The sequence below is a fragment of the Pleomorphomonas carboxyditropha genome (assembly GCF_002770725.1).
GTDB lineage: Bacteria > Pseudomonadota > Alphaproteobacteria > Rhizobiales > Pleomorphomonadaceae > Pleomorphomonas > Pleomorphomonas carboxyditropha.
Window position 1 is genome coordinate 1 of sequence record NZ_NQVN01000037.1, and the last position, 25974, is coordinate 25974.

At 62.8% G+C, this 25974-nt stretch carries 24 protein-coding genes and 2 pseudogenes; 13 read left to right on the top strand and 13 right to left on the bottom strand.

Translation table 11 applies throughout. The features are described 5' to 3' along the window. From CJ014_RS28260 to CJ014_RS25845, 4 genes and pseudogenes are all read left to right on the top strand, one after another. Nucleotides 1-1438: pseudogene (locus tag CJ014_RS28260) on the top strand (Ti-type conjugative transfer relaxase TraA); the annotation flags it as partial. A 117-nt stretch (nt 1439-1555) separates the two neighbouring features. Then, entirely contained in the window at nt 1556-1798 is a 243-nt protein-coding gene (locus tag CJ014_RS25835; protein WP_245427688.1) for a hypothetical protein, read from the top strand. Further along, on the top strand, nt 1795-2130 hold the full coding sequence (locus tag CJ014_RS25840) for a type II toxin-antitoxin system PemK/MazF family toxin (protein ID WP_100083382.1): 336 nt from the start codon (nt 1795-1797) through the stop codon (nt 2128-2130). Before CJ014_RS25835 ends, CJ014_RS25840 begins: the two co-directional genes overlap by 4 nt. After that, nucleotides 2127-2879, top strand: coding sequence for a DUF6118 family protein (locus CJ014_RS25845; RefSeq protein ID WP_100083383.1), 753 nt, complete (start codon nt 2127-2129; stop codon nt 2877-2879). The genes CJ014_RS25840 and CJ014_RS25845 overlap by 4 nt, the downstream gene beginning before the upstream one ends. A 271-nt stretch (nt 2880-3150) precedes the next feature. Here CJ014_RS25845 and CJ014_RS25850 read toward each other — a convergent pair whose 3' ends face one another. The 5 genes from CJ014_RS25850 to istB all read right to left on the bottom strand — a co-directional run bounded on the left by CJ014_RS25850 (nt 3151) and on the right by istB (nt 11051). Continuing rightward, entirely contained in the window at nt 3151-5091 is a 1941-nt protein-coding gene (locus tag CJ014_RS25850) for a putative bifunctional diguanylate cyclase/phosphodiesterase (RefSeq protein WP_100083384.1), read from the bottom strand. A 10-nt stretch (nt 5092-5101) separates the two neighbouring features. After that, the gene (locus CJ014_RS25855) at nt 5102-6328 is read right to left on the bottom strand and encodes an FIST signal transduction protein (protein WP_100083385.1); all 1227 of its coding nucleotides are present in this window, start codon (nt 6326-6328) and stop codon (nt 5102-5104) included. Between the two features lie 167 nt (nt 6329-6495). After that, entirely contained in the window at nt 6496-8187 is a 1692-nt protein-coding gene (locus tag CJ014_RS25860) for a methyl-accepting chemotaxis protein (protein ID WP_100083386.1), read from the bottom strand. A 332-nt stretch (nt 8188-8519) separates the two neighbouring features. Further along, nucleotides 8520-9713, bottom strand: coding sequence for an HD-GYP domain-containing protein (locus CJ014_RS25865; RefSeq protein WP_100083387.1), 1194 nt, complete (start codon nt 9711-9713; stop codon nt 8520-8522). A gap of 456 nt (nt 9714-10169) precedes the next feature. Further along, a complete protein-coding gene (istB, locus tag CJ014_RS25870) occupies nt 10170-11051 on the bottom strand; it encodes an IS21-like element helper ATPase IstB (protein ID WP_100083388.1) in 882 nt (293 codons plus the stop codon). Between the two features lie 11 nt (nt 11052-11062). Between istB and CJ014_RS25875 the strand changes: the two are divergent. Both CJ014_RS25875 and CJ014_RS25880 read left to right on the top strand, forming a co-directional pair. Then, nucleotides 11063-12445, top strand: a pseudogene (locus CJ014_RS25875) (Tn3 family transposase); the annotation flags it as partial. Nucleotides 12446-12484: 39 nt separating this feature from the next. Further along, nucleotides 12485-12766: a DUF6118 family protein gene (locus tag CJ014_RS25880; RefSeq protein WP_100083389.1), complete on the top strand. Its 282-nt coding sequence runs from the start codon at nt 12485-12487 to the stop codon at nt 12764-12766. Nucleotides 12767-12771: 5 nt separating this feature from the next. Here CJ014_RS25880 and CJ014_RS25885 read toward each other — a convergent pair whose 3' ends face one another. The 4 genes from CJ014_RS25885 to CJ014_RS25900 all read right to left on the bottom strand — a co-directional run bounded on the left by CJ014_RS25885 (nt 12772) and on the right by CJ014_RS25900 (nt 16091). Then, complete coding sequence (locus CJ014_RS25885; RefSeq protein ID WP_100083390.1) at nt 12772-14271, bottom strand: methyl-accepting chemotaxis protein; 1500 nt, start codon at nt 14269-14271, stop codon at nt 12772-12774. A 405-nt stretch (nt 14272-14676) separates the two neighbouring features. Beyond that, nucleotides 14677-15096: a DUF2442 domain-containing protein gene (locus CJ014_RS25890; protein WP_100083391.1), complete on the bottom strand. Its 420-nt coding sequence runs from the start codon at nt 15094-15096 to the stop codon at nt 14677-14679. Continuing rightward, complete coding sequence (locus CJ014_RS25895) at nt 15083-15331, bottom strand: DUF4160 domain-containing protein (protein WP_100083392.1); 249 nt, start codon at nt 15329-15331, stop codon at nt 15083-15085. Before CJ014_RS25895 ends, CJ014_RS25890 begins: the two co-directional genes overlap by 14 nt. Before the next feature lie 190 nt (nt 15332-15521). Beyond that, a complete protein-coding gene (locus tag CJ014_RS25900) occupies nt 15522-16091 on the bottom strand; it encodes an LOG family protein (RefSeq protein WP_100083393.1) in 570 nt (189 codons plus the stop codon). 184 nt (nt 16092-16275) lie between these two features. On the opposite strand from CJ014_RS25900, the gene CJ014_RS25905 reads away from it, so the two are divergent. The 6 genes from CJ014_RS25905 to parA all read left to right on the top strand — a co-directional run bounded on the left by CJ014_RS25905 (nt 16276) and on the right by parA (nt 19773). Further along, nucleotides 16276-16833, top strand: coding sequence for a recombinase family protein (locus CJ014_RS25905; protein WP_100083394.1), 558 nt, complete (start codon nt 16276-16278; stop codon nt 16831-16833). Nucleotides 16834-17046: 213 nt separating this feature from the next. Then, complete coding sequence (locus tag CJ014_RS25910) at nt 17047-17262, top strand: ribbon-helix-helix protein, CopG family (RefSeq protein WP_100083395.1); 216 nt, start codon at nt 17047-17049, stop codon at nt 17260-17262. Between the two features lie 191 nt (nt 17263-17453). Continuing rightward, nucleotides 17454-18230 carry a helix-turn-helix domain-containing protein gene (locus tag CJ014_RS25915; RefSeq protein ID WP_100083396.1) on the top strand — a complete coding sequence of 259 codons (777 nt, stop codon included), beginning with the start codon at nt 17454-17456 and terminating at the stop codon, nt 18228-18230. A gap of 280 nt (nt 18231-18510) precedes the next feature. After that, nucleotides 18511-18780 (top strand): CopG family ribbon-helix-helix protein, encoded by a 270-nt coding sequence (locus CJ014_RS25920; RefSeq protein ID WP_100083397.1) that lies wholly within the window; start codon nt 18511-18513, stop codon nt 18778-18780. Further along, nucleotides 18777-19082 (top strand): type II toxin-antitoxin system RelE/ParE family toxin, encoded by a 306-nt coding sequence (locus tag CJ014_RS25925; protein ID WP_100083398.1) that lies wholly within the window; start codon nt 18777-18779, stop codon nt 19080-19082. Before CJ014_RS25920 ends, CJ014_RS25925 begins: the two co-directional genes overlap by 4 nt. A gap of 67 nt (nt 19083-19149) precedes the next feature. Beyond that, a complete protein-coding gene (gene parA, locus CJ014_RS25930) occupies nt 19150-19773 on the top strand; it encodes a ParA family partition ATPase (RefSeq protein ID WP_100083399.1) in 624 nt (207 codons plus the stop codon). Nucleotides 19774-20283: 510 nt separating this feature from the next. Here parA and CJ014_RS25940 read toward each other — a convergent pair. Genes CJ014_RS25940 through CJ014_RS25955 form a run of 4 tightly spaced genes read right to left on the bottom strand, consistent with a single transcriptional unit; the run spans nt 20284 to nt 23394 of the window. Then, on the bottom strand, nt 20284-21186 hold the full coding sequence (locus CJ014_RS25940; RefSeq protein ID WP_100083401.1) for a HEPN domain-containing protein: 903 nt from the start codon (nt 21184-21186) through the stop codon (nt 20284-20286). After that, on the bottom strand, nt 21176-22753 hold the full coding sequence (locus tag CJ014_RS25945) for a type IV secretory system conjugative DNA transfer family protein (protein WP_100083402.1): 1578 nt from the start codon (nt 22751-22753) through the stop codon (nt 21176-21178). The genes CJ014_RS25940 and CJ014_RS25945 overlap by 11 nt, the downstream gene beginning before the upstream one ends. Continuing rightward, nucleotides 22750-23058, bottom strand: a complete 309-nt coding sequence (locus tag CJ014_RS25950; protein WP_100083403.1) for a mobilization protein — start codon at nt 23056-23058, stop codon at nt 22750-22752. Before CJ014_RS25950 ends, CJ014_RS25945 begins: the two co-directional genes overlap by 4 nt. A gap of 12 nt (nt 23059-23070) precedes the next feature. Next, on the bottom strand, nt 23071-23394 hold the full coding sequence (locus tag CJ014_RS25955; RefSeq protein WP_100083404.1) for a hypothetical protein: 324 nt from the start codon (nt 23392-23394) through the stop codon (nt 23071-23073). Nucleotides 23395-23624: 230 nt separating this feature from the next. Between CJ014_RS25955 and traA the strand changes: the two genes are divergently transcribed. After that, a partial coding sequence (gene traA / locus CJ014_RS25960) for a Ti-type conjugative transfer relaxase TraA (RefSeq protein ID WP_100083405.1) occupies nt 23625-25974 on the top strand: 2350 nt, incomplete at its 3' end.

The following is a 25974-nucleotide window of genomic DNA, read 5'->3' on the forward strand; positions in this document are numbered from 1 at the left end:
CCTCACCTATGTGGCGATGACCCGGCACCGGGAGGGCGTTCAGCTCCACGTCGCCCGCGACGAGTTCGCGAGCCGGCAGGCCGGCGTTCTGGTGGAGCACGGCAAGGCGCCGTTCGAGCACGATGCGACGAACCGGGCGAGCTACTTCGTGACGGTGGAGAACGCCGCCGGCGAGCGTCACACCACCTGGGGCGTCGACCTCGAGCGCGCCATGGCCGAGGCGGCGCCGGCGATCGGCGACACGATCGGGCTCAGGCACGAGGGAGCGGTTCCGGTTCGCCTTCCGGACGGGACGGAAGCAGAGCGGAACACGTGGAAAGTGCTCGGCGCCGACGAGCTGGCTTGGCAAAGGCTCGAGGCTCGTCTCTCCCGGTCAGGCGTCAAGGAAACGACGCTCGACTATCGCGAGGGTGGCGAGTTGGTCGCCGCCGAGCAGCGGTTCGCGGAACGGCGGGGGATCGCCGAGAGCTTCGGCATCCGCAGCGAGATCGAGATTGCCGCCGAACCCGCCGGGCTACGTGCGGGCAGGGTGTCGACGGCCGAGGATCCTGCTCTTGCACGAGGATCTGCCCGAAAAGAGCGTGCGGATCTCGCGCAGGATCCTCGCGAGGATCTCGACACCGATCGGCAGCAGCGCCGCAGCCGGTTCGAGGGCCTGAATCTGTCGCGCGCGGCGGCCGAGGCGCAGCCGGAGAAGGCCGTCACGGCACGGCGCAGCCTGTTCGATGGGTTGAAGCTCGGTGCCGGCCGTGGGGGCTCTCCGGAGCGTGTGGAGGCGTCCCCTGCGCATCAGCCGGTGCGGGAGGCGGGATTGTCGGCCTCGCCCCATGAGGCGACGCCGGAACGCGACCGTCTGGCAGAGCGGGTGCGGACGCCTTCGGCCTTCGAGGCGGCCGTCGACCGTTACGCACGGGCGCATAGTGCCGCCAATCGGCAGGTTCGCGAGGGGCTTCCTCTCCTCGAGGGGCAGAAGCAGGAACTCGTAGTTGCGGGGCAGCAGCTTGACCAGTCGCGGCCGGGTGCGCACGAGCTGATGCAGTCGGCCCTGCAGCATGATCCGGAGGCGCGGCGTGTCCTCTCCGAGCTGACTGGCCGGGAGCGGGTCGGGCAGCTCGTCGCCGGCATGGAGCGAGAACGGGCGGCGCTGGCCGATCCGGGGGTGCGGGCCGAGCGCTTCGTCGAGCGCTGGAAGGCGCTGGAGGCCGAGCGGCGGACGCTGACGACCGGCTGGCATGTCGAGGCGCGCCAGAAGGTCGAGGCGGAGATGCGGGGCCTTGCGAAGACCCTGGAACGCGATCCCCAGGTGGAATCCCTGCTGCGCAACCGCCGCCAGGATCTCGGGATCGACCGGAGCCCACGCGAAAGCGCAGGGCTGTCCCACGAGCTGGAACAGAGCCTGACGCGCGGCCGGAGCCAGAACCTCGGGCTTGGGATGTAGCTTGATGGCCGCTGATATTGTAATTACATTATACATGCAAATTCATCGGAGACCGCCATGCCACGGACTACACAACACCCTAAGGCCGAGACGTTCAACTTTCGGGTCGATCCATCCTTGAAGACCGCTTTCACTCAGGCGACCGAGGCCGAGGACAAGCCGGCTGCCCAAGTGTTGCGCGAGTTCATGCGCGCCTATGTCGAGCGCCGGGACCGCCGGCTGTTCGAGGCAGAGGCCAGGCGACAGTCGCGTGCCGTTGCCGAACGCGCCGGCGATCGCGAGAGCGACGAAGCGCGATCGCTTCGCGAGCTGGGCGCCCTGTTCGATGAAGATCACTTCGCCGACGAGTGGAAGGCATGAGGCGCGGCGATCTGGTCACGATCGCCGTCAGCGGCGACTATGGCAAACCGCGCCCGGCCGTCGTCATGCAGGACGATGCCTTTGCCGAGCTGCCGTCCGTGACGGTGCTGCCGATCACCAGCGACGTTCACGAGGAACATGCGATCCGGATCACGGTCGAGCCGGACGACAGCAACAGCCTGCGCAAGCCGTCGCAGATCATGGTCGATCGGGCCGTGACGGTGCCGCGCGGTAAGGTCGGCACTGTATTCGGCCGGCTGGATCACCGCACCCTGTCGGTCGTCGACGTCGCCCTGGCGCGGTTCCTGGGGCTCGGGGAGAGAGTGGCATGACGATCGACGACGGGGAGGACATCGAGGCCGAGCCCGAGGCGCGGGATGACGGCGCCGGCGATCCCGCCGCCGCTTTCGAAGCGTTGCGGCACACGGTCGAGGGACAAGGCGCGGCGCTCGCCGCCGAGATAGCCATCATCCGGCGAGGCGTGGAAGCGGCCTTCGACCAGTTCGACAAGCTGTCCTCGCCGCCGGACTACGGCGCCGACCTCGGCCGTATCGTGCAGCAGCTCGGGCAGGTGACGGAACGACTCGCCGGCGTCGAGCAATCGCCCGTCATCCGGCAAGGCGCAGAGCATTACGCCCGCGCGCTCGAACGCAGCGGCGAGGGTCTGGTTCGTTCCGCCGCCCAGCAGCTCGAGCGAAAGGCGGCCGAGCTCGAACGGACCGGGCGGCAGCTCGCCGGCTATATCGACAGCGCTCGCACGCTTGACCGGCAGAACTTATGGCTGGTCGGCGTTGGCGTGGCCGGCGTCGTGCTCGGGGTGGCTCTGACGCTGTTTCTGCCGCGCATCCTACCGGCAGCGGTCGGGACGACGGTTGCCACGACCGCCATGGGGGAGACCAATCCTTGGACGGCTGGCGGGACCCTGATGCGGGCGTACAATGCAGACCGCTACAGCCAATGGCTCTATGCCGACGAGCTGGTGCAGGCCAACGCCAATGCGGTCAGGGCGTGCTTCAATGCTGCCGCCCAGGCCGGCAAGGATCAGAAATGCTCCATTACCGTCACCGCTCCGGTGAGGTGAACGGAGACAGGCGTGGCAATTGCCCTTCAGTCATCCGCCTCGGCTGCTGGTTCGACCTCGGCAAGCGCTTTGACAAAACGCCGGATTGCCTTCTGTTGCTGCGCCGGAATTCTGTTCAGGGCTTCGATCAGGCGCATGTTCTCGGGCCGCAGTGCCGCTCGGGGTTCCGCAGGAGCCGATGCAGTTTGTTCCGACACCCCTTCAAAGAAAAGGGCGACCGGAACGTACAGGACGCTGGCGTCGGATCGAATATGTGTTAAGCGGCATCAGATCAGGCTGGTTCCCTATTGTTGCGGTCATGGCCCGGACGTGGCGTCGCCGGCGTTTCCTGCAACAGGGCGGTCAGCAGTTGTGGCTTATGGAACAAATATCCCTGGCCAATCCGCAGTCCCGTCTGCGCCATAAGATAAAGGTTCTCCTCCATGGTTTCTATTCCTTCCGCCACGACCGATATGCCGAGCGCTGTTCCCATGGACTCGATGGCTCTCAGGATGCTCTGGCTGCGCGGCCGGTTATGGATCGACGAGATGAGCGACCTGTCGATCTTGAGTTCATCGACGGTCAAGTCGGCGATGGTGGCAAGCGACGAATAGCCCGTGCCGAAATCGTCGATGGAGAGGCCAATCCCGGCATCCCTTAGAAGCGGCAGGACATGCGACTGGAACGGTCCTGTGACGGCCAGTGACTCCTCCGTCAGTTCCAGCATGAAACTCTCTGGTCGGCCGGTATTTCGGAGTTGCTCTACCAGCCTTTGCATGAACTGCATGTTTGCCGCTTGGTTGGGGGTGATGTTGACGCTGTACCGGACGCCAGCACCAAAACGGGCGTCGAGCCGCGGCAATTCCCGCTCCAAGTCGCATATGACAAGGTCGGTGATATCGTTGAGCAGGCCCAGTTCGTTCGCAAGCGGCAGGAATGTCATCGGTGCATGCATGATCCCGTGCCGGTCGACACGACGCGCCAGTGCCTCGAAGCCGACGATCGCACCTGTGCGGATATCGACTTTCTGCTGAAGCGCGCAATGGAAGGCGTGCATGTCGAGTGCATTACGCAATTCCTGTTCCAGTATATGCTTTTCCGTCGCCTTTTTCTCGAGTTGACGGTTGAAGAAGGCGATGCTTCCCTTGGATACGATCTTGGCATGGTACATGGCCATGTCGGCGTGTCGGCGCAACGTGTCGTAATCCCCCCCGTGGACCGGATGGATCGCCACACCGATGGAGGCCGAGGGATGGATTTCCGTGCCCTCGATATGAAACGGCTCCCTAAGGCGGTTGCATATCCGCTTGACCAGCGCCGAGATATCCGAGTGGCGTCCGATGTGATTGAGCACGATCACGAATTCGTCGCCGCTGATCCGACCAAGAATATCGCTATGGCGAATCGTGCAGCGCATCCGCTTGGAAACTTCCCTGAGCAGCGCATCGCCAGCGGCATGGCCGTGAATGTCGTTGACCCGTTTGAAGTTGTCGAGATCGATGAAAGCAAGCGCCAGTTCCTCGCCTTCCAGCTTGCTGGCGATTGCCTCTTCGACCAATTCCTCGATATAGGCGCGGTTCGGAAGGTCGGTGAGCTGGTCGTGATTGGCACGGTGCCGCAACGCCTGTTGGCTGGCTTCGAGCTGTTCCGTCAAGTGCTTCAGACGGTGACGCTCCATCTCGGTCTGGTTGGCGCGCTTGGCGGCAAAGGCGTGGGAAGCGAGGAGCGAGAATTTTTTTGCCAACGCCACATGTGCCCGGTCAAACCCCGGCTTGCCATCCGAGCGCAGCAGAAGCATGAGGCCACGCCGTCCGCGAACCCCGAGCGGAAGGTAAAGCGCGGGTTCCCGTCCCGTGAAATCGAGGCCGGGCACGCCAGGGCCAGCAGCAACATCGAAGTCCGCAACCGTCGTGATGATGCGACCGGCGAGAGCCTTTTCGAGCAATTTGTCTTGCGCCCAGAGCGAGCCGACAGCCGACGGCGCGCTTGATGCCACGCATTCCAGACCTTCGGTTTCATTCTTCGGTTCGATCAGCACAATAGCATGGGAACAATCGAAGACCGGCATCAGCGCGGAGAATACGCCGGCGAAGGGATCATCGCCACCGTCTACGCACAGAACCGCGTCCAGCGCTTTCAGAAGAAGGTTGGCATGGGTTGTCTCGACGCGCAGGAGATCGTTTTCCCTGCGCAGCGTGACGAGCGCCTCCCTAAGTTCCTCGGAACCTTCCATGACGGCACTCTTATTCCCCGAAGGCGACGGCCGAGATCATCAGGTTGCCGTGGGCATTTTTTCCTAGGATCGCCCCTTGTTCGCCGAAGGTGAAGCATCCAAGGAATGGCTTACCCTGGAAATTCTCGGTGACGGCGCGGGCCACCCGGGGCATTTCTTCACCAACCGCAAGCATGCAGCCACCACAATAGACGACCAGCCCACCTGCAAGGCTCGATTCACCACCGGGAAGCATCGCGGCGGCGGCGGCGGCCACCTTGCCAGCACGGCTGATCAACCGCGTGCGCTCGCCCTTCATGCTGTAGAGCCGCGTACCCTCTTCGATGGAAGCGAAAGTCGAAAGGGCGCCGTCGGCGAGGATCTTGTCCGGGTGAATCAAGAGATAGCTGGTGATGCCCTCGATCTTGCCGACATCGATGCCGACCGGGTGCATGGTCGTATTGGCCAGGATGTTGCCGCCGCTCTCCAGCTTGTCCTCAAGCGCTCCACCGATCCAGCGATTGTAGACCTCGGCCGCCGGTTCCCCGTCGATGGAGATGATCTGCCGCCCGCACGACTGCGTGACAACGCCGCTGTCGCCAACAGGATCGTAACCGATGCGCGTGACGATCCCGCTTTCGCCGCTCGGCTCATAACCGCCCTGGAAGGCGAACCCGATCCCGCCGGAGGAGAACAGGACGCCGACCACGAGCCCGTCGTGGATCACACCATCCGGCCCCATCTGTCGCCATTGCCCGCCGACATCGTTGTCCGCCGAACTGCCGCCGATGATCGGACATCGATCGCCGACAACACGGCGGAGGCCTTCAATGACCGCTTCCTCCTGGCCGGGTGTCTGGTAGACCCAGATCAGTTCGGGCAACTCTCCGGCGCAGTCGGCATTTTCCAGGGCGGCATGCAAGGTTCGTTCGGCGCAGTCGGCGGCGTCGCCATGGAGTTGCGTGGCAGCCGTACCGTAATTGCCCAGCGGATCATCGAGCACCAGCAGTCCGATAGAGCGAGAACCGGCGAGACCATTCTGGCTCATGACGCCGTTGCAGGAGGTTCCTCCCAGGATCGCGGCGCGCTCGAAACGGGCACGCAGGAAGTCGAAGATCGCGTCGTCCTCATGCTCGGCATCGTAGAACACACAGACGAAATGTGCCCCGGTGGGGGCCTCGCCCACGGCGTGAGCCAGATTCGCAATGGCTTGCGCCGTTGTGTCGCCGGTGACGGCGAAAGATTGCAATGTGGTCATTTTGAACCTTACATCGGAAAGTTGCCGTTTCTTACAGGTAAGCCGTTCCGGTCAATAATTGAGGTGGTTCTGGAGCATGGGGTAAATTCGACCGTGGTTTCCGGCCAGAGTCAGAATGCGGGTTCTGGCCGGGGAAAATGCCGCTAGGCGGAATCGTCAGACCCCGGTCAGGCGGCCCGTACTTCGGTGAGGAAGCGGTGGATCTCGTTGCGTAGCACGCCGGCCTGCTCGCCGAGCACGGTGGCCGCCCTCAGCACGTCGCTCGATGCCTGACCTGCCTCGCGCACGGCGGTGCTGACCTCGACGATCGAGCCCGACACCACGGCCGTGCCCTCGGCGGCGTCGTGGACGTTGCGGGCGATATCGGACGTGGCCTGCTCCTGGCCGGTGACGGCGTCGGAGATCTGCGAGGCGACGGCATGCATGCTGTCGATGGTGCTGTCGATGCCGGAAATGGCCTCGACCGCCTCGGTCGTGGCACCCTGGATCGAGCGGATCTGCGAATCGATCTCGGCGGTGGCCTTCGATGTCTGGTTGGCGAGCTGCTTCACCTCGGCGGCGACCACGGCGAAGCCCTTGCCCGCCTCGCCCGCCCGCGCCGCCTCGATGGTGGCGTTGAGCGCCAGGAGATTGGTCTGGGAGGCGATGTCGGCGATCAGGCCGACGATCGAGCCGATCTTCGACGTCGCTTCCGACAGCAGCCGCATGCGCTCGCTGGTGTGGCGGACGCCCTTGAGCGCGGCGTCGGAGACCTCGGTCGACCGGGTGACCTGGCGGGTGATCTCGCCGACCGACGACGACAGTTCCTCGGTGGCCGAAGCCACCGACGACACGTTGCGCGAGGCGATCTCGGACGCCTCGGCGACGGCCGCCGCCTGACTGCGGGTCTGCTCGGTCGACACGGTCAGCGTGTTGGCCGACGTCTCCAGAGCCTGGGCGGCATCGGCCAGCTTGTCGACCACGCCGGAGACCAGCGCGTCGAATTCGCGCGTCAGGCGGTCGAGCGTCGAGCTGCGGACCTGTTCGGCCTCCATCAGCCGAAGCCGGTTTTCCTCGGCGGCAAGACGGCTGCGCTGGACGTCGCGGAAGCTGTCGACCGACCGGGCGATGCTGCCGATCTCGTCGCGGCGGTCGACGCCGGCGATGGCGGCATCGACGTCGCCGCTCCTCAGCCGCTCCATCGAGGCGGCGAGGCGCATCAGCGGTCGCACCGTCGAACGGGCGACGAATACGGCGATGAGGGTGAGAACGACCAATACGGTGCCAAGTTCGACGACGAGATCGATGGAGCTGGCCTTGCGAATGGCATTGAGGTCCTGCACGTGGAAGCCGGTGCCGACCATCCAGTCCCACTGCGGAACGGCCATGGCATAGCCGAGCTTGAGCGTCGCCTCCTGGTCGCCCGGCTTCACCCAGTAGAATTCGTAAGGTCCGCCGCCGGCCTTGGCCGTTTCGATCAGCCCGGCAATCAGCCGGTTGCCCCGCTGGTCCTTCAGGTCGATCAGGTTCTTGCCCTGCAACTCCGGCTTGGCCGGATGCATCAGGTTGACGCCCTGCATGTCGTAGATGAAGAAATACTCGTCATCGCCGAAGCGGATGTTGCGGACGGCATCCATCGCCGCTCCCTTGGCGTCCGCCTCGGTCATCTCGCCGCGGGCGGTGCGGTCGCGGAAGCCGTCGATCACCGTCACCGCGATCTGCATGTTGTGCTTGAGCTCGACCTGCTTCTGCTGCAGGAGCTGCCGGTCGAGGTTGAGAAGCGACAGGACGCCGACGGCCAGGACGCCGATCACGGCCGCGACGACGAGGATAGCAACACGGCCGGTTATGCCGATGTTCCTGACGGGATTAATGTGCATGCCGACATGCTCCGGTAGGGGGGTGCGATTGGGACCGCCCGCCGGCGAATGGCGGCGTTGCGACAAGCTGGCGGTCGGAACGGAGTGACGGGGAACAGATCCGGGGCGTGAAGGCGGAAGCGGCCGCGTTCGGCCGGCATGCCGAGGGATGATAGCCGTTGTCACGCATTGCAGGTCAATGCCTTGCACAGGGAACGCCAGAATAGCTCGCCATTCAGTCACACTGGTAATTTTGTACAAAGAGCTTTAAAAATGGTAACTTTATCATGGTCATAAATACGTATGCGAGCAAGCCGGGGCGGGACCATTCGCCGTCCGTTGCACGCTTCCCGCTAGGCCGTTCGCCTGTGCATAGCGGGACGAGTGGCGTCATCGGGACTGCCGGCAGCGTCGGACGGCGGTCTCATCGGCGGCGGAAAGGATTTGCCTGCTCGCGCACGGCGTCCGGCCGCGTCATAGTCGTCAACGACGCGCTCGAACAAGCTCACCAGATCGGGATCGAGCTTGGTCCCGGCCATCGACTTCAGAATGGCGTAAGCTTCCTCGGGCTTCTTCGGCGACTTGTAGGACCTTTTCTCGACGAGGGCGGCAAAGATATCGCAGATCGTCAGGATGCGGGTCGGGTCATCGATTCCGGCGGCCGTGGCGCCATTCGGATAGCCGGTGCCGTCGAGGTATTCATGATGGTCGCGCGCCAGACGGGCGATCTCGCCGGCCGTTCTCTCGTCACGCATCAGGATATCATGGCCGAAGAGCACATGCTGCTTCATCACATCCCATTCGTGGCTGTCCAGACGCCCCGGCTTGTCAAGAATCTCAAGCGGAATCATTGCCTTGCCGACGTCGTGGAAGAAGGCGGCATCGTAGATGCGGCCGGTTTCCCGTTCACCGAAGCCGAGCGCCTTCGCAAACATCAGCGTGAAGCTGGTTACCAGCGAGCAATGCTGGGCGGTGCCGTCGTGGTAGTTCTGGAAGAGATCGAGCCAGACGGACATCGGCGACATGGCGACGAGATCCTCGATCGCGCGGCGTTGCTGCTCGGTCTCTTCGATGGCGGTGTCGACCGCTCCGTCCCGGAGCTTTTTGAAAAAGGACAGCGCGCCCTGCTCGATCACCAGCGATTTGTCCGCCCTGAGGGCACGCTGTTTCGATGCCCGGTAGACCATCTCGGGGTCCATCTGGGAAAGATGATAGACGATGTTGTCGGTCGGCACCTTTCCTATCGTTTCGATATGCCTTACGCCGGCTTGATAGAGCGCGCCAAACTCCTCTGAGCGCATGTCGGCGAGAAAAACGATGATGCGGTCGCGGTTCGCATGGCACAGGGGCGGGAGGCGCTGCCGGCCCTGCTCGTAGAACCTGCCCGCCACGACTACGATATCATTCCGTTGTTTGCAGCCGATACAATTGCCTGCCTTGATAGCCGCGTCGGCTTCAAAGCCCAGTGACCGAAGACCGTCGACCAAACGGCATGATTCTTCTTCGCTCTCGGCCACTATATGGACTGTTGCATTACCATTGCCCATTCTAGGCTGTCTCGCCAGTTTCGTCCGGCACTGAACGACCGGTTCAGCGGTTCCGACGAAAGTAGAAGGCACGCTTTAACGGTTTGCTAAATCCTATTGGCTGCCAATCGATTTAAACCAGAAGAATTCAAATTTCTGTCGATTCAGTCTTCTGCTCTGATGGCCTCTGTTCGTCGACGACAATGAGGAGCCCCGATCTTCTGAGAAGACGGAGCGGTCCCCGGTCTGCATCGGTTGACCGGCTATTGGGATGCCTTGGCCTATTGGGGGTTGGTATAGCGCGACAATCTGGGAGAGACGGCGGCGACAATCTGGATGAGATTCTGGTGTCGCGGCGGATGTCAGCTTATCGCTTTGATTGTCGCAGGCAAGAGTAATGCGGTTGTTTTGTTTGTCGCGGCGCGACAATCTGGCAATCTTTTGTGATTGTCGCTGCTTGCCTCGTGGGCACGACGATCACACGTCCTGGTCGGCGTAGATGTCGGGGTCGAGAGCCTCATCGGTTTCTGATTGACGCCCCGCGACAATCTGCGGGGTATTTCTGATTGTCGCGAAGGCGGCCGGCCTTCCGCGCTGGCGTTTGGCTTCCATAGCCGATCTTCGCCTGTAGCTCTCGACGTTCATCTCGAAGATCGTGGCATGATGGACGAGGCGGTCGACGGCGGCGAGTGTCATGGCGGGATCGGGGAAGACCTTGTTCCATTCGCCGAAGGGCTGGTTGGCGGTGATCATGATGGAGCGCCGCTCGTAACGCGCCGAGATAAGCTCGAAGAGCACGCTGGTCTCGGCTTGGTCCTTGGTGACGTAGGCGAGATCGTCGAGGATGAGCAGATCGAACTTGTCGAGTTTGGCGATGGCGGATTCGATCTGAAGTTCGCGGCGGGCAACCTGGAGCTTCTGGACGAGATCGGTGGTGCGGGTGAACAGCACCCGCCAGCCGTTCTCGATGAGGGCGAGACCGATGGCTGCCGCGAGATGGCTCTTGCCGCCGCCGGGCGGGCCGAACAAAAGGACGTTGGCGCCCTTGGCGAGCCAGCTGTCGCCGGCGGCCATGGCCATGACCTGAGCCTTGGAGACCATGGGCACGGCATCGAAGGCGAAGCTGTCGAGCGTCTTTCCTGGCGGCAGATGCGCCTCGGACAGATGCCGCTCCACCCGCCGGTGGGCGCGTTCGGCCAGTTCGTGCTCGGCGATGGCGCAGAGGAATCGGGCAGCGGGCCATCCTTCCTGATCTGCCTGTTCGGCGAACTGCGGCCAGAGGGACTTGATCGTCGGCAGGCGCAACTCGTTGAGCATGATGCCGAGGCGCGCTTCGTCGATATGATGAGCGTTGGTCATGCGCCTTGCGGCCGGAAGAATGGCTGGCGGACCGACAAGCTCGCCTCGATATCCGGTTGCGTGAGCTTGGCCGTGCTGCACGCGCGGGCACGATTCCGGGCGGTTCGATCGAAAACGGCGTTCTGCATATCGAGAAGCTCGAAGCCGCCGCCCCGACCGGCGCCGAAGATCTGGTGCTCGATCTCTACAAGCAGATATGGCCCACGCGCATCACCGATCTCTTGCTGGAGGTGGATGCAGCGACCGGCTTCACCGAAGCGTTCACGCATCTGCGCACTGGAGCGCCCTGCGCCGACCGGATCGGCCTGATGAACGTCATCCTTGCCGAGGGGGTCAACCTAGGTCTGCGCAAGATGGCCGACGCGACGAACACGCACACTTTCTGGGAGTTGATCCGCATTGGACGGTGGCATGTCGAGGGCGAAGCTTACGACCGGGCGCTGGCCATGGTGGTCGAGGCGCAAGCAGCGCTACCCATGGCCCAGTTCTGGGGCATCGGCACCTCGGCTTCGAGCGACGGCCAATTCTTCGCCGCCACGGAGCAAGGCGAGGCCATGAATCTGGTCAACGCGAAGTACGGAAATACCCCAGGCCTGAAAGCCTATAGCCACGTCTCGGACCAATATGCGCCGTTCGCAACCCAGGTGATCCCCGCGACGGCGAGTGAGGCTCCTTACATCCTCGATGGCCTGCTCATGAACGATGCCGGCCGCCATATCCGCGAGCAGTTCGCCGACACGGGCGGCTTTACCGATCACGTCTTTGCCGCATGCGCCATTCTCGGCTACCGGTTCGCGCCACGCATCCGGGATCTCCCCTCCAAGCGGCTCTATGCGTTCAATCCATCGGCCGCCCCGGCCCAATTGCGGGCCATGATCGGCGGAAAAATCAATCAGGCCATGATCGAGCGCAACTGGCCCGATATCCTGCGCATCGCCGCCACCATTGCGGCCGGAAGCATCGCGCCCAGCCAGATTCTGCGAAAGCTCGCCTCCTATCCACGGCAAAACGAACTGGCCACAGCTCTACGGGAAGTCGGCCGCATCGAGCGGACGCTGTTCATGATCGACTGGATTCTGGACGCCGATCTGCAACGCCGCGCGCAGATCGGGCTCAACAAGGGCGAGGCGCATCACGCGCTGAAGAGGGCCATCAGCTTCCACCGACGCGGCGAAATCCGCGACCGTTCCGCCGAAGGCCAGCATTACCGGATTGCCGGTATGAACCTGCTCGCCGCCATCATCATCTTCTGGAACACCATGAAGCTGGGCGACGTCGTCGCCAGTCAGAAACGCGATGGAAAGCTGCTATCGCCCGATCTACTGGCCCATGTCTCGCCGCTCGGATGGGAGCACATCAACCTCACCGGTGAATATCGGTGGCCAAATCCTTAGCGTAGGATTCCGCCCCCTCCCGCAAACGACCCCGGCATCGTGCTCGGCGTGGCTCTGACGCTGTTTCTGCCGCGCATCCTGCCGGCAGCGATTGGAACGACGGTCGCTACGACCGCCATGGGGGAGGCCAATCCCTGGACGGCCGGCGGAGCCCTAATGCGGGCGTACAATGCAGACCGCTACAGCCAATGGCTCTATGCCGACGAGCTGGTACAGGCCAATGCCAATGCGGTCAGGGCGTGCTTCGATGCTGCCACCCAGGCCGGCAAGGATCAGAAATGCTCCATCAACGTGGGGGCGCCGGGACGGTTAGAGCGATGATGGCATCAGGCTATAGAGCGGGATGCCTCCTTGACCTTCTTGACGGAGCCGTCGACCTGACGCGCTGCGGCGGCAATGTCGTTCATGCCCTGCGTGATGATCTCGACGCCTTGGGCGGCCGTCTGCATGTTCGCCGACATGTCGGTCGTCACGGCTTCCTGCTCTTCGACGGCGCTGGCGATGCTCGCCGAAATCTCGTTGATCTTCGCGATCGTCGACGAGATTTCGCCAATAGCTCCCGTGGCCTCCGTCGTATTCATCTGGACTGCCGCGATCTGCCCGGCGATCTCGTCGGTCGCCTTGGAGGTCTGCGAAGCGAGTTGCTTGACCTCGCTGGCGACGACCGCGAACCCCTTGCCGGCGTCGCCTGCCCTGGCGGCCTCGATGGTGGCGTTGAGCGCCAGAAGGTTGGTTTGCGCGGCGATCGTATTGATGAGGTCGACGACTTCACCGATCTTCTGCACAGCCGTATTCAGCGTCGTCATCGTCGTGTTGGTGCGGTTGGCCTGTGCGACGGCCGACTGCGAAATTTCCAGCGCGTTCGTGACCTGACGGCTGATTTCCGAGACCGAGTGGGCAAGCTCTTCCGATCCGGCGGCAACCGCCTGCACGTTCGCCGATGTCTGGTTCGACGCCGCGGCTGAAGACGCCGCTCGTTCCGCAGCGTGGGTGATGGCTTCGGCGATCGATCCCAAGTCGGAGTCGATCGTTTTGCTGACTTCGGCCTTGCGCTGCCGCTCGAGAACTTCCTTGGTGATGTCGGTCGCGAACTTGACGACTTTTATCAGGTGCCCGGCGGGGTCGAAGATCGGGTTATAGGTCGCCTGGATCCAGACTTCTCTTCCATTCTTGCCGATGCGCTTGTATTCGGCAGCCTGGAACTTGCCGGAGCGGAGGTCGTCCCAAAATTGCTTGTATTCCGAACTGGATCTATAGGCCGGATCGACGAACATCGAATGATGTTTGTCTTTGATTTCGCTCAGGGTGTAGCCAAGAGCGGTCATGAAATTCTCGTTGGCATCCAGAACTATTCCGTCCATACTGAAAGCGATGACGGCTTGAGACTTGTTGATGGCTTCGATCTGTCCGCGAAGTTCCGCGTATTCAATCTTCTGAGCGGTGACATCAATCGCAAACTTGACAATCTTGTAAGGTTTGCCGCTACGGTCGAGCAAAGGATTGTAGGTCGCCTGGATCCATATGTCCTTGCCCCCCTTGCCGATACGGTGAAATTCACCGGACTGAAAAAGTCCACGACGGAGGTTGTCCTCGAATGCTTTGTACTCTGGGCTGTTATGCAGCTTCGGCGCGACGAACAACGAATGGTGCTTCCCCTTGATCTCCGGAAGAGTATAGCCCAAGAGTGTCAGAAAGTTTTCGTTGGCCCAAAGCACTTTGCCGCTCACGTCGAATTCGACTATGGCCTGTGATTTGTTCAAAGCATCAAGCTTGGCGCGCCTGTCATAGCTCGTCTTGCCGAGAATCGGCAGGGAGTTCCCGATCATGACACTCTCCGAAGGTAGTACGCGGTTCGCCCCCGCTTTCCATTCCTGACCCCTGGTGATCGGGGAGTTAGTAAACCGTGAAGACACGATCCCTATGGCCTTTAGTTCGGAGAACCTGTTGCATACGCCGCAGGCTCCCCGACCATAAGGTCAAGGAGACGGTGCCCAACGGCGGGCACCAAGCCGGTCTTCAAGGGGTTACTAAGCCCCAGGCCCGCGCGTACGGGCCCAGAATCACTATACAATGCGAATGGTTAACGATTTTGGACGGACACTGTTGCCCCCGGTGTCGCGCAGTTCCTAAATTCCGCAATAAAATCGGGGCGACTGAATTTACAGGGTGGCATCTGCCACAAATAACTTCAGCAGACTGGCAAGATTGCCATAGTTGATTTCTGCAGCGGCCTACAGGCCGCCGCCTGCCACCTTGCGCGGCCGGCCTCCCTTGCGGCCGTTCTCACGCGCCGCCGCCGCCTTGGCGTGCGATCTGGCCTGCCCCCCTGTCGCGCCGAGCTGCGCGGCCATCCAGCGCTTGGAGCCGAAGACCCCTTGCAGGAGAGCCGGCACATACACATCGGCGTCGAGCTTCGGCCAATGCAGGCCAAGGCCGGCCGGGCTGACTTTGATTTCGGCAAGATCGGCCGGCGAGGCGTCGGCAAGTCCTTCCGCCAGGCGCGACGGGAACGCAATCTGCACGCCGGTATTCAGGTTGACTACAACGCGGCCCGAGCGGCGATCGTAGCGCGCGGACACGGCAAAGCCGTTCTCCCGCAGCGCAGCCATCCGCTTTTCGGACTGTTGAACGTCCTGCTCAGTAACGGTCATGAAACACTCTCCATTCCGCACATAGGGTTGCCAGTGCGCCGGCCAGATCAAGCTCGATCCGGTTCAACTCGCGCATGTTGAAGCCGAAGCTCTCCCGCAGCGTCGGCGGACCATCCGGGCAGTGCAGGATGAACACGGCTTCGCTACCCGCTCCCCTGACATGGACGTGCGCGGGGCGATGATCGTTAGGGTAGATGACCACGCTCAGGCCATCGAAGCGCAAGACAGTCGGCATAGGCGTACTATATCAAAACCCAAGCGCTTAGGAAAGATGCTTCCGCTAAGGTCGAGATTGTCGCAAAAGTCGGTCGCGAAACTCTGACTTTTGCGTCCGACTTTCGCGACAGGAATTCCCTTGGAGATTCAGCGCCAGCGATTTTGTCGCGAAACTTAGGATTATCGCGACGAAATGCTACGAATCTTCCTCATACTTTAATCCACTTGTTGGCACGCGGCGCCTCGTAGCGCGCCATCGCAGGCAGGAGTGAACTGACGCCCTGTTCGACAATCAGCATTTCCCGATGGATCGGCTTCAAAAATGCCTCTTCGGCGACATGGTCGAGGAAGGAGGATAATCTGTCGTAGAAGCCGTTGATGTTGAGCAAAGCGCAGGGCTTGGCATGGTGCCCGAGCTGGCCCCAGGTCCATACCTCGAACAATTCTTCGAGTGTCCCCAAGCCGCCTGGTAAAGCGATGAAGCCATCAGACAGCTCGGCCATCAGCGCCTTTCGCTCATGCATCGATTCAACGACACGTAAGTCGGCAAGGCCTGTGTGCGCCACTTCCTTCTCGACAAGAGAGCGGGGAATGACACCAATCACCTCTCCACCATGGAGTTGGGCAGCATCTGCTACAGCACCCATTAGGCCAACAGAAGCTCCGCCATAAACTAGGCCGATGCCGGCACTGGCAAGAGCTTCACCGAGATGAGACGCTGCTTCTGCATGAATAGGTAGGCGACCAAAGCTTGACCCTGAGAAGACACAATATCGCATGGAATCAATCCAATCGATTCTGTTCCATTTGCTGCCGTAGTATAGAGATAACTGCTGCTTGTCGCGAAAATCCCGAGTTTTTTCGTGGTTTTGCGTTTGAGTTTAGCTCCGCCGCAGAATAGGGATTTCCGCGACGAATTGCACGCGGTAGATTGCGAGCCCTGCCACAAGAGCCGAGGCCGCCTTGCTCATCGGATATGCCCGCGTCTCGACCGACGACCAAACCCTGGACCAGCAGCGCGCGGCGCTGAAGGCGGCAGGATGCAAGCGCATCTATGAAGAAAAGGCATCCGGCGCCAGGCGTGACCGGCCCGAGCTTACGCGGATGCTCGAAATGCTGCGGCCTGGTGACGTGGTGGCGGTCACCCGGCTTGACCGCCTCGCCCGGTCGACGCGCGATCTTCTCGACATCGCCGAACGGCTGGATGCGGCCGAGGCCGGCTTGCGGTCCCTCGCCGAGCCGTGGGCCGACACTACGTCGCCGGCCGGCCGCATGGTGCTGACGATCTTCGCCGGCATCGCGGAGTTCGAGCGATCCTTGATCCATGAGCGCACCAGTAGCGGCCGTGCCGCCGCGATGGCGAAGGGCGTCCGGTTCGGCCGCCCCCCTGCCCTGTCGGCCGAGCAGATTGCCCTTGCCCGCCAGCTCGTCGACGGTGGGCAGAAACCGCGTGCCGTCGCCCAGGTGCTGAAGGTTCATCCGGCGACACTCTATCGGGCATTGGCGGCTGATTCGGACTGAGGTGTTCCTCGGGGGGGGGCGCTTTGTACGGAAACCCTGTGAGAGCAGGCGTCGTCCGTCGATTTGTTTCGGCCTTTGCTCGACAATTATTCGCCGGGAAACGGCGGAATCCTTAGCGTCTTGCCCGGTCGGAAGATGAGGAGTGAAGATTTTCACCTAACCAGCAGCGCTTTAGGGGTTGCAGAATCGAGCTGGTAGGGCCTTCATGAAGGCATGGTGAGTCTAGCTCGTGAACAGGCCAAGCTTGAAAGTGTTCGTGTTTTGCGCGCCCGGCTGCGCGCGGAAGGACGGATTTTGGTTCAGGCAGATTTGCCCGGTGATCTCGTGACGGAACTGGATCGCCGGAAGAACGAGGCAGGTTTGCGTGGGCGAACGCCAATCATCGAAGAAGCGCTGAGGTTCTATTTCGAGCAGAAGCAGGGATCATAACGGCAAAACGCCCGATCGTTGGCGCGATCGAGCGTTTTAATAGGTCGTCTGACACACCGTAAAAACGGGAGCCTCATCTCTCTCCCTTTGTACGGTAATGTCCGGAAACCCGCAAGATCGATTCTTGCGGGAACGGGAATCTGTGTCTCTCGTCCACAGCCGTCATGCCCTCCTGATGGAGGACGAAGACGATGTTCATGGAGCAGATCGCGACTGCGATCGGCTGCGCGCGCGCACCTGCGCTCGACGCTCTGGCGAAAGCCGTTGCCGGCGCCTGTGTCGCGGGGAAGATTTCCGAGGCTGAGTTCGAGGGGGCATTCGCCCTGATCCAGGCTCGGCGCGATCGGCTGAAGACGCCGGCGCAGCTCACCTTGTCGGGTGTGCCGGCGAGCCCATGGGAGGATCGCCCTCCCCTGCCCCGGTCACGGTTCCCTCAACCGCGCTATCAGCCGGCCCGGCGCCATCCGGAGCGCATTGCTCGGCGTCGCCAGATCGCGGCCTCGGGGCCATTGCCGCCGCAGCTGGCGGCCGAGTTCACGACAAGCCAGCTTTCGGTTCTGGCGATCGTGGCCGACGAGGCAGGCGTCGAGGGACGTTGCACGCTGTGCCTGGACCAGATCGCAGCGCGAGCAGGTGTCTGCCGATCGACGGCGAGGACTGCTCTGCGGGTTGCGGAGAAGGCGGGCCTGCTCACACGCACAGAGCGCCGGCAGCCAGGCCGTGCGAGTTTGACGACGGTGCTGCGGATCATCTCGGCAGAATGGCGGGTCTGGATCAAGCATGGTGGGCGGCGGGCATCGAAGCCTCGACGTAATCTCTTCCAACAACTAGGGGTCAAAAAATCGTCGCGCACGGACAGACTTCGTCTTTCTCAATGCGGACAGCCGCTTGCAGCAGCGCCAAAAAGCCCTTCGGGCGGCCATAGGCCGCCGGCTAAAGCCGGCCTTGGCGCTGCGCGGCTGACTTGAACATACGGACGCCGCTGTTCGGGCCGCTCTCGCGGCCCTGCGGCGGTTCCGACCCGCCTATAAGCGGGTCGGCCAAGCGGAACCGACATCACAATCCGCACCGCTCGCGCCTATGAGCAGCGTTCTATGGGCTATCGAGAGGGAGTGAGAGGCAAGGGTTGCGTTTAATCAAATACGTATTAGCGTATTACCGTTTTAGCGTATCATGGCGATCGGAGGTGTGGCATCATCCGACAAATCGTGCTAGGATGTACACAAATGAACACACTGGGGTGTTTCCATGACTGCTAGCGCCACTATGACGATCAGGGTTCGGCCCGATGTGAAAGAAAAGCTCGACCGGATCGCGGCCGACACGCAGCGAAGCAAATCCTTTCTCGCGGGTGAGGCCGTCGCTGCCTATGTTGATCGCGAGCTTGAAATTATCGATGGAATCAAACGCGGTATGGCCGATGCGGCGGACGGGCGAGTAATCTCCCATGCGCAGGCCGTTGCGGAAATGCGCGGGATTATTGAGGACGCGAAGCGCCGGAAAGCCGCGCACAAATGAGACCCGTTGTCTGGTCGATTGAGGCGCAGCGGGACAACCTCGAAATCCTACGTTACATTGCGGAGGACAACCCTTTTGCTGCCGAGCGAGTTGTGGACGCGATCGAGGATGCTGGGAACAAACTCGGCGAAGTTGCGACCGGTCGCCCGGGGCGAGTAAGCGGAACCTATGAGAAGTCTCTTTCCCGTCATCCCTACATTATCGCCTATGAACTGCGGGACGTGGCGGGCCGGGAAAGTGTCGTGATCGTGCGCATCATCCACATGTCGCGGGACTGGCCGGCCGACGAATGGCCGCACTAACTTAGAAACGTAATGACGTCTCTAGTTGTGTCCGTTAATACGTATTCACGCAAAGAAGGAATGACGCATGAACGTTATTGCGTTTTTGAGCCAGAAGGGCGGGAGCGGGAAGACCACGCTTTCCGTTCATACCGCCGTGGCGGCCGAGGCGACCGGCGAACGGGTTTGCATCATTGACGCGGACCCACAGGAGAGCGCGACCGCATGGGCGACCGCACGGAAATCTGGAACGCCAATTGTCGCCACGGCGCAGGCTGGGGAGTTGGATGCCGCGCTTAAGGCAGCCGAGGCCGAAGGCATCACCTTGGCCGTAGTGGACGCTCCGCCCCATGCTACCCCGGCGGCCAGCCAGATAGCCCGTAGATCGGAGCTAGTCTTGATTCCGGTTCGGCCATCCGCGTTTGACCTCGCTGCGGTTCCGGCCGCCGTCGAGATTGTGACGGCAGCGAAGGTTCGCGGCTCGTTCGTTTTATCCGCCTGCCCGTTTCGTGCGCCCGAGATTGCAGAGACGCGTGCAGCGTTGGAGGCTTACGGTCTGCCGATAGTCCCCGGCGAGATCATCGACCGGCGCGCATTCGCCCGCGCCGTCACGACTGGCAGCGCCGTGACGGAGTTTGAGGCTGACGGTAAGGCTGCGGAAGAAATTCGGGCTTTGTGGGAGTGGATCAAAACCACGTTAGAGCGTAAATAGCTAAATACGTAAAACCGTATTTAAGGAGTAGAGTCTATGGTAAAAAAAGCAACCGGCCTTGCAGCCTTTACCCGTCCGAAAGCCGGAGCGGAAGTCGCTAGCCTTGCCGTGATTGAAGACAGGACGGCCTTGGAAGTCCCGACGGCGAGGCGAAAGAGGGGAGGGGGCGAGACTGTTGCGCTTACGGTCAAGGTTCGGCGATCGGACTGGCAGCGTCTGCGCCAGCTCGCAGATGCAGAGGGAACGACAATTCAGGCGATGGCCGAGGCTGGGCTGTCAGCGGTGTTGGCACAACATGGATTACCGCCGGTCGAACCATACATACGTTAATACGTATATGGCTTAATACGCCAATACTGCACATGAGGCTTCCTCATGCCGAAGGTGTCGGCGCTCCTGCGTGGTGATTTCACAAACTTGTCCGGGCTGGCGACCTGGAAGTGGCAGAAAAACATGCTAAGCGGACAGAGTGGGAACATGCCTGTCGTCAGTTCTATTGCCCCCTGCGGCTCACCTGTCGCCGATTTTTTCCCGGCAGACGGTTTCGACGATGCTGGCGAGCTGGCCGACGCGCTCGGCGATCCATTCCAGTTCGTCGGGGGTGATCTCGTAACGCGGCGAGTAGCGTGCATCGATATAGGCGCGTTTGAGGCGGGCGAAGCAGCGCCGGGCCTGCTTGGTATCGCGCGGCCAGGCATCGACCAGGCGGGCGTCCAGGTCTTCGGCTTGCGAGCGCAGACGCTCGAGCCGATGAGACTTCGGGCTATAGAGCGTCAGCACCAGCAAAACACAGTGGTAGAGCCGTTCGGTCGCCTGATGCAGTTGGAACGCCGCGAGGTTGAAGTCGCCACGCTGAATCAGGAAGCCGGCCGCGGCCATGAGAGCGTCGGCTCCGGGGAAGAAGTGGTCGAAGTGCTGTCTGGCCTCGGCCTGCCGATCCTCTTCGGAGAGCGGCATGGGAGCGGGAAGGGGATAGCCCTCGGCCTCGTAGAGGGGAATGCCGTCGCGGGCGATGTCGACGAAGAAGGGGCGGCCGAGGCGGAGCTGGCTGCACACGTCTTCGAGACTGTGGACGATGAAGTTGACGGGAGTGGCGAGCCAACCGGAGACGGCCAGCTCGCGCATCAGCCGCTCGCCGGCGCCGTCCCAGAAATCGGTCTGATCGGTGAAGCGCTCGGTGTTGACGACGACGAGCAGGTCGTAGTCGGAGCGATAGCCGCTCTTGCGATCGTCGACCCAGTCGCCGCGCGCGTGCGATCCGAACAGGATCAGCTTGAGGATGCGGCCGTTCCGGTTCCTGTCGGAGAGTTTGGTCTTCAGGGCCTCGTCGAACTCCTCGAAGAGGATCTGCGCGATGCGGTCGAGCTCGCGGCGTTTGGCATCTGGCAGATGGTCGAGGCCGTCAGGGTGCATCGAACAGACCTTTGAATTCCGGATCGTCATAGTATCGGAGTTTTTCGACCACGGCCGGTCGTTGTCCCTGCTGGAGCAGGATCGTTTTCGTCTGTGGGAGGCGCATGATCTCATCGGGGTTGACGAGATCGCGGGCCGAGACGTGCTGGCTGGTGGAGGTCTCGCCCTTGCTCCAGGCGTCGGTGGTGTACCAGGCATCAGCCTTGCCGATGGTGCGGGCGATCCATTCGGCGGTATCGACGTCGTTGACACCGAACAGCTGCAGCAGGCCGGCGTTGGAGAGGAAGGTGCCTGCCTTCCGGCCGTAGGTGGCGCGCAGCTGGTGCAGATCCTGGAGGATGGGCCAGAGCTGGACGCCGTAGCCGGCCATCAGGCCCATGGCGCGCTCGACCGGCTCGAGGTGGCCGAGGGCGGCGAACTCGTCGAGGAAATAGAGGACGGGGGCGGCCGGCTTCGCCGGATCGCGGGCCATGTCCATGAGGCTCTGGGAGACGAGGAGGCGGAGCCACCTTGAATAGGTGGCGAGGCGATCGGGCGGCAGGACGAGGAAGACGGTGGCCGTGTGGTGCTTGAGATCGGCGAAGGAGAAGAAGCTGTCGTCGAGCACGCGGACCATGCGCGGGGAATCGAGGAAATGGGTGTGGCGCTGGGCAGCGGAGAGGACGCCGGCGGCCTCGCGGTCGGATTTGCCGAGGTGCCGATTGGCCGCTCTCGCGACCAGGCCACCTACGGCGGTCGACGCCTGCATGGCCTCGAGGAGGGCGGCGAAGGCCTTGGGGGCGAGGGTGAGATATTCGCGGAGCGTGGCGAGGTGCCGGCGGCCGAGCGGTTCGGTCGCGACGACATGCAGGATGAGGCCGGCGATCAGCGCCTTGGCTTCCTCGTTCCAGTGCGCCTCGCCGGCCATGCCCGGTTCGTCGAAGACGAGGGCGTCGGCGAGCGTCGCGGCATCCTCGGCGACATCGAGGCCGGCGGGGTCGAGCTGATCGAGGGGATTGAAGGCGACCGACCGGTGACCAGTGACGCCGAAGGGATCGAGGACATGGACCGGGCCGAAGCGCTCTCGGGCACGGCCGGCAATCCTGGCATTCTCGCCCTTGGGATCGATGCAGATCACCGAGCGATCGAGGGTCAAAAGGTTCGGGATGATGGTGCCGACGCCCTTGCCGGTGCGGGTCGGCGCCATGGTGAGGAGATGGGCCGGGCCGTCGTAGCGCAACAGCTTCTTCGTCCGGGGATCGCGGCCGACGATGAGGCCGCCGGCGCTCCTGGCAAGGGCTGCGATTTCTTTTCCGGTCGCCCATCGGGCCGAGCCGAACACCGGCCAGGCCGTTCGGCTCTGAGGGAACAGGCCGGCGAGGAACCCACCGATGCCGAAGAGGGCGGGGAGATAGCCGGCGCCGGCGTCGATCGCGCGGGCTATTCCGGCATATTGCCATCCAAGGACGCGATGAAGGATGTAATCGGCGAGAAGGACGAGACTGGCCAGAAGCATGCCGAGGAGGGCACCGGCGAGACCGCAGGCCGGCGCCCAGAGCAACCGGCCGAGGAGGTCGAGGATCTTCATTTGTCGTTCGCCGCCGGTTCCGGTTCCGTAGTTCCGCTTTCCGGTTGCTTCTCCTTCAGCAGCTCGTCGAACAGCGGCCGGTCGGTGTCGCGCGTTAGGAATCCGGGCAGCTCGCGGCGGAGCCAGTCGGCGAGGCCCTTGGAGATCTCGTCGCGGCCGTGCTCGAGGCGATGGAGGACAAACGCGCCGAGCAGCACCTTGCGGCGGGTGTCCTCGGTGCGCTCCTGTTTGCTCAACCGGGCCTTGAGCGCTTTCTTCTGCGCGTCGAGTTGGGCCAGCCGTTCCTCGATGGTTTTGCGGGGCATGGAGATCTCCGATCAGCTCAAGGCTCTGGCTCGGCGCTGGATACCTTCCAGCAGGTAGGCCACCAGCAGGGGAAGGCCACGGTTCTCGACGCCAAATTTCTTGGCGGCCGGAATGGCGGCTTCCATGTCCTGCCATTCGAGCAGCAATCCGGTTTCCGTTCTGGTGTCGAGAATCGAAAAGTCGATGTCGTCGCCGAGCTTCGTCGTCAGGAACCGGAAAATCGTTCCGGCGCGGATTTCTTGGCGAACTTGGTCGATCGACAGATCGTCATAGCGGCCGGTGTCGATGGCGCTGTTGAAGTACATGGCGATGAACGTCAGCGTCGATATTTTCATGTGACTCCCCCAATGATGCGATCCCTAACCCAATCCAGATGACATTGATCTCACAGGCAATGCCGGTGCACCAGCCGCACATTCGACGATTCTCGTTATTCATAAACGGCGCCGCCGTCTCCATCCCGAGGAATGTCCGGAGCGTAGCGCAGGAATTTTGAAGGGCGCACTTACGAGTTGCTGCGCAACTCAGTGCTTGGTACCCTGCATCGAGCTTGGAGCATGTTGGTTTGGCAATCTATCATTTCAGCGGCAAGGTGATCTCGCGGGCGACCGGCCGTAGCGCCGTCGCCTCGGCCGCCTATCGCGCCGCCGAACGGCTGACCAATGAACGCGACGGCCTGACGCATGACTTCACCCGGAAGGAAGGGGTGGAGCATGCGGAGATCGTCCTTCCGGACGGTGTGGCGGCGGATTGGGCGAAGGACCGAGCGGCGCTGTGGAATGCCGCCGAGTTCGCCGAGAAGCGCAAGGATGCCCGTGTGGCGCGGGAATTCCAGATCGCCCTGCCGCACGAGCTGACGGGCGAACAGCGTCTGGAGCTCTGCCGGGACTTTGCGCGGGAGCTGTCGACCCGTTACGGGGCGGCGGTGGATTTTGCGATCCATGCGCCGCACGAGGCGAGTGACATCCGCAACCATCATGCGCATGTGATGATGACGACGCGGGTGGTGACGGCCGAAGGGCTGGGAGAGAAGACGCTTCTGGAGCGGGAGAACAAGTGGCTCCTGGCGCAGGGCCTCGCCACGACTGACGTGCAGATCCGCGACCTTAGGCAAGCGTGGGAGGGCGTGGCGAACGAGCACCTGGCGCGGGCCGGGCTGGATGTGCGGATCGATCATCGCTCGCACCTGACGCGCGGGCTTTCGATCGAGCCGACCGAGCATATGGGCGTTCACGCCACGCAGATGCAGCGCAAGGGGATGGAGGTATCGCGGGGACGGCTCGACGAGGCAGCAAGCCGGCGCAACGCCGAGCTGATCGCCGAGAAGCCGGATCAGGTGCTCAGTCTCATCACGGCCGAGAAGAGCGTGTTTGACCGGCGCGATATTGCTCGCGCTTTGCACCGGGCGATCGACGATCCGGAGCTGTTTCAGACGGCGCTTGCTTCGGTGATGGCATCGCCGGCGCTGGTCGAGCTTCAGGCAGAGCGAGCAGACGCGGAGACGGGCGAGATCCTCGCGGCGCGCTATTCAACGCGGGAGATGGTGACGATCGAATCCGGCATGGCGGCGGCGGCTGAACGGCTGGCGGAAGCGCGGAACCATGGCGTCGACCAGCGTCGGGTGGACCTAGCGATCGAGCACCAGGACGCTGCGATCCGGGCGGGCGTGGCGGCTGGTCTGTCCGCGAAGATGGAGAGCGGCGAAATCGACGCGGCCGAGCGGGATCGGCAGGTCGCCGGGGCGCGGCTTTCGGACGAACAGCGGCGGGCGGTCGAGTATGTGACCGGGCCGGAGCGCATCGCCGTGGTGGTGGGCTTTGCCGGCGCCGGCAAGAGCACCATGCTCGCCGCAGCGCGCGAGGCATGGGAGGCGCAAGGCTATCAGGTACATGGCGCGGCGCTGGCGGGCAGGGCGGCGGAGGGACTGGAAGAGAGTTCGGGCATCGCCTCGCGGACGCTGGCGTCATGGGATCGGAGTTGGCAGAACGAGCGTCACCAGCTCGGCCGGGGCGACGTGCTGGTGGTCGACGAGGCCGGTATGGTTGGAAGCCGGCAGCTCGCCCGTTTCGTCGGGGAGGCGGAGGTGCGCGGGGCGAAGCTCGTCCTGGTCGGCGATCACGAGCAGCTTCAGGCGATCGGCGCCGGCGCGTCGTTCCGGGCGATCGCCGAGACGGTCGGGCACGTCGAACTTTCCGACATCCGCCGCCAGCGCGAGGGCTGGCAGCGGGAGGCGTCGGTCGCCTTCGCGACCCATCGGACGGCCGAGGGGCTTGCAGCCTATCGCGCGGCCGGGGCGATCCGGTTGGCGGGTGACATGGCCGAGGCGCGGGCGGCAATCGTGCGCGAGTACCTTGCCGATCGCGACCAGCGTCCGGACGGCACCCGGGTTGCCATGGCGCACCGTCGCGCCGATGTGCGGGCGCTCAACGAGGAGATCCGGTCGGCGCTTCAGGAGCGAGGCGAGCTGGCGCGCGTCCGTCCGTCCGATGAGATCGGGGACGGGCCGCCACATGCCCAGGAGCGGCCGCGTGCGTTGATCTACCAGAACAGCGACGGCAAGCGGGAGTTCGCCGAGGGTGACCGGATCGTGTTCCTGGAGAACAACCGCGATCTCGGAGTGAAGAACGGCATGCTGGGGACGGTGGAAGCCGTCGAGCCGGGCAGGGTGGTCGCCCGGCTCGACGGGGCAACGCGTGTTGCTGGCTCAGGGGATTATGCGCGCGCCGTATCGGTGTCGTTGGACACCTATAGCGCGATAGATCACGGTTATGCTACCACGATTCACAAAAACCAGGGGGCGACGGTCGACCGGGCCTATGTGCTGGCGTCGGGGACGATGGACCGGCACCTCACCTATGTGGCGATGACCCGGCACCGGGAGGGCGTTCAGCTCCACGTCGCCCGCGACGAGTTCG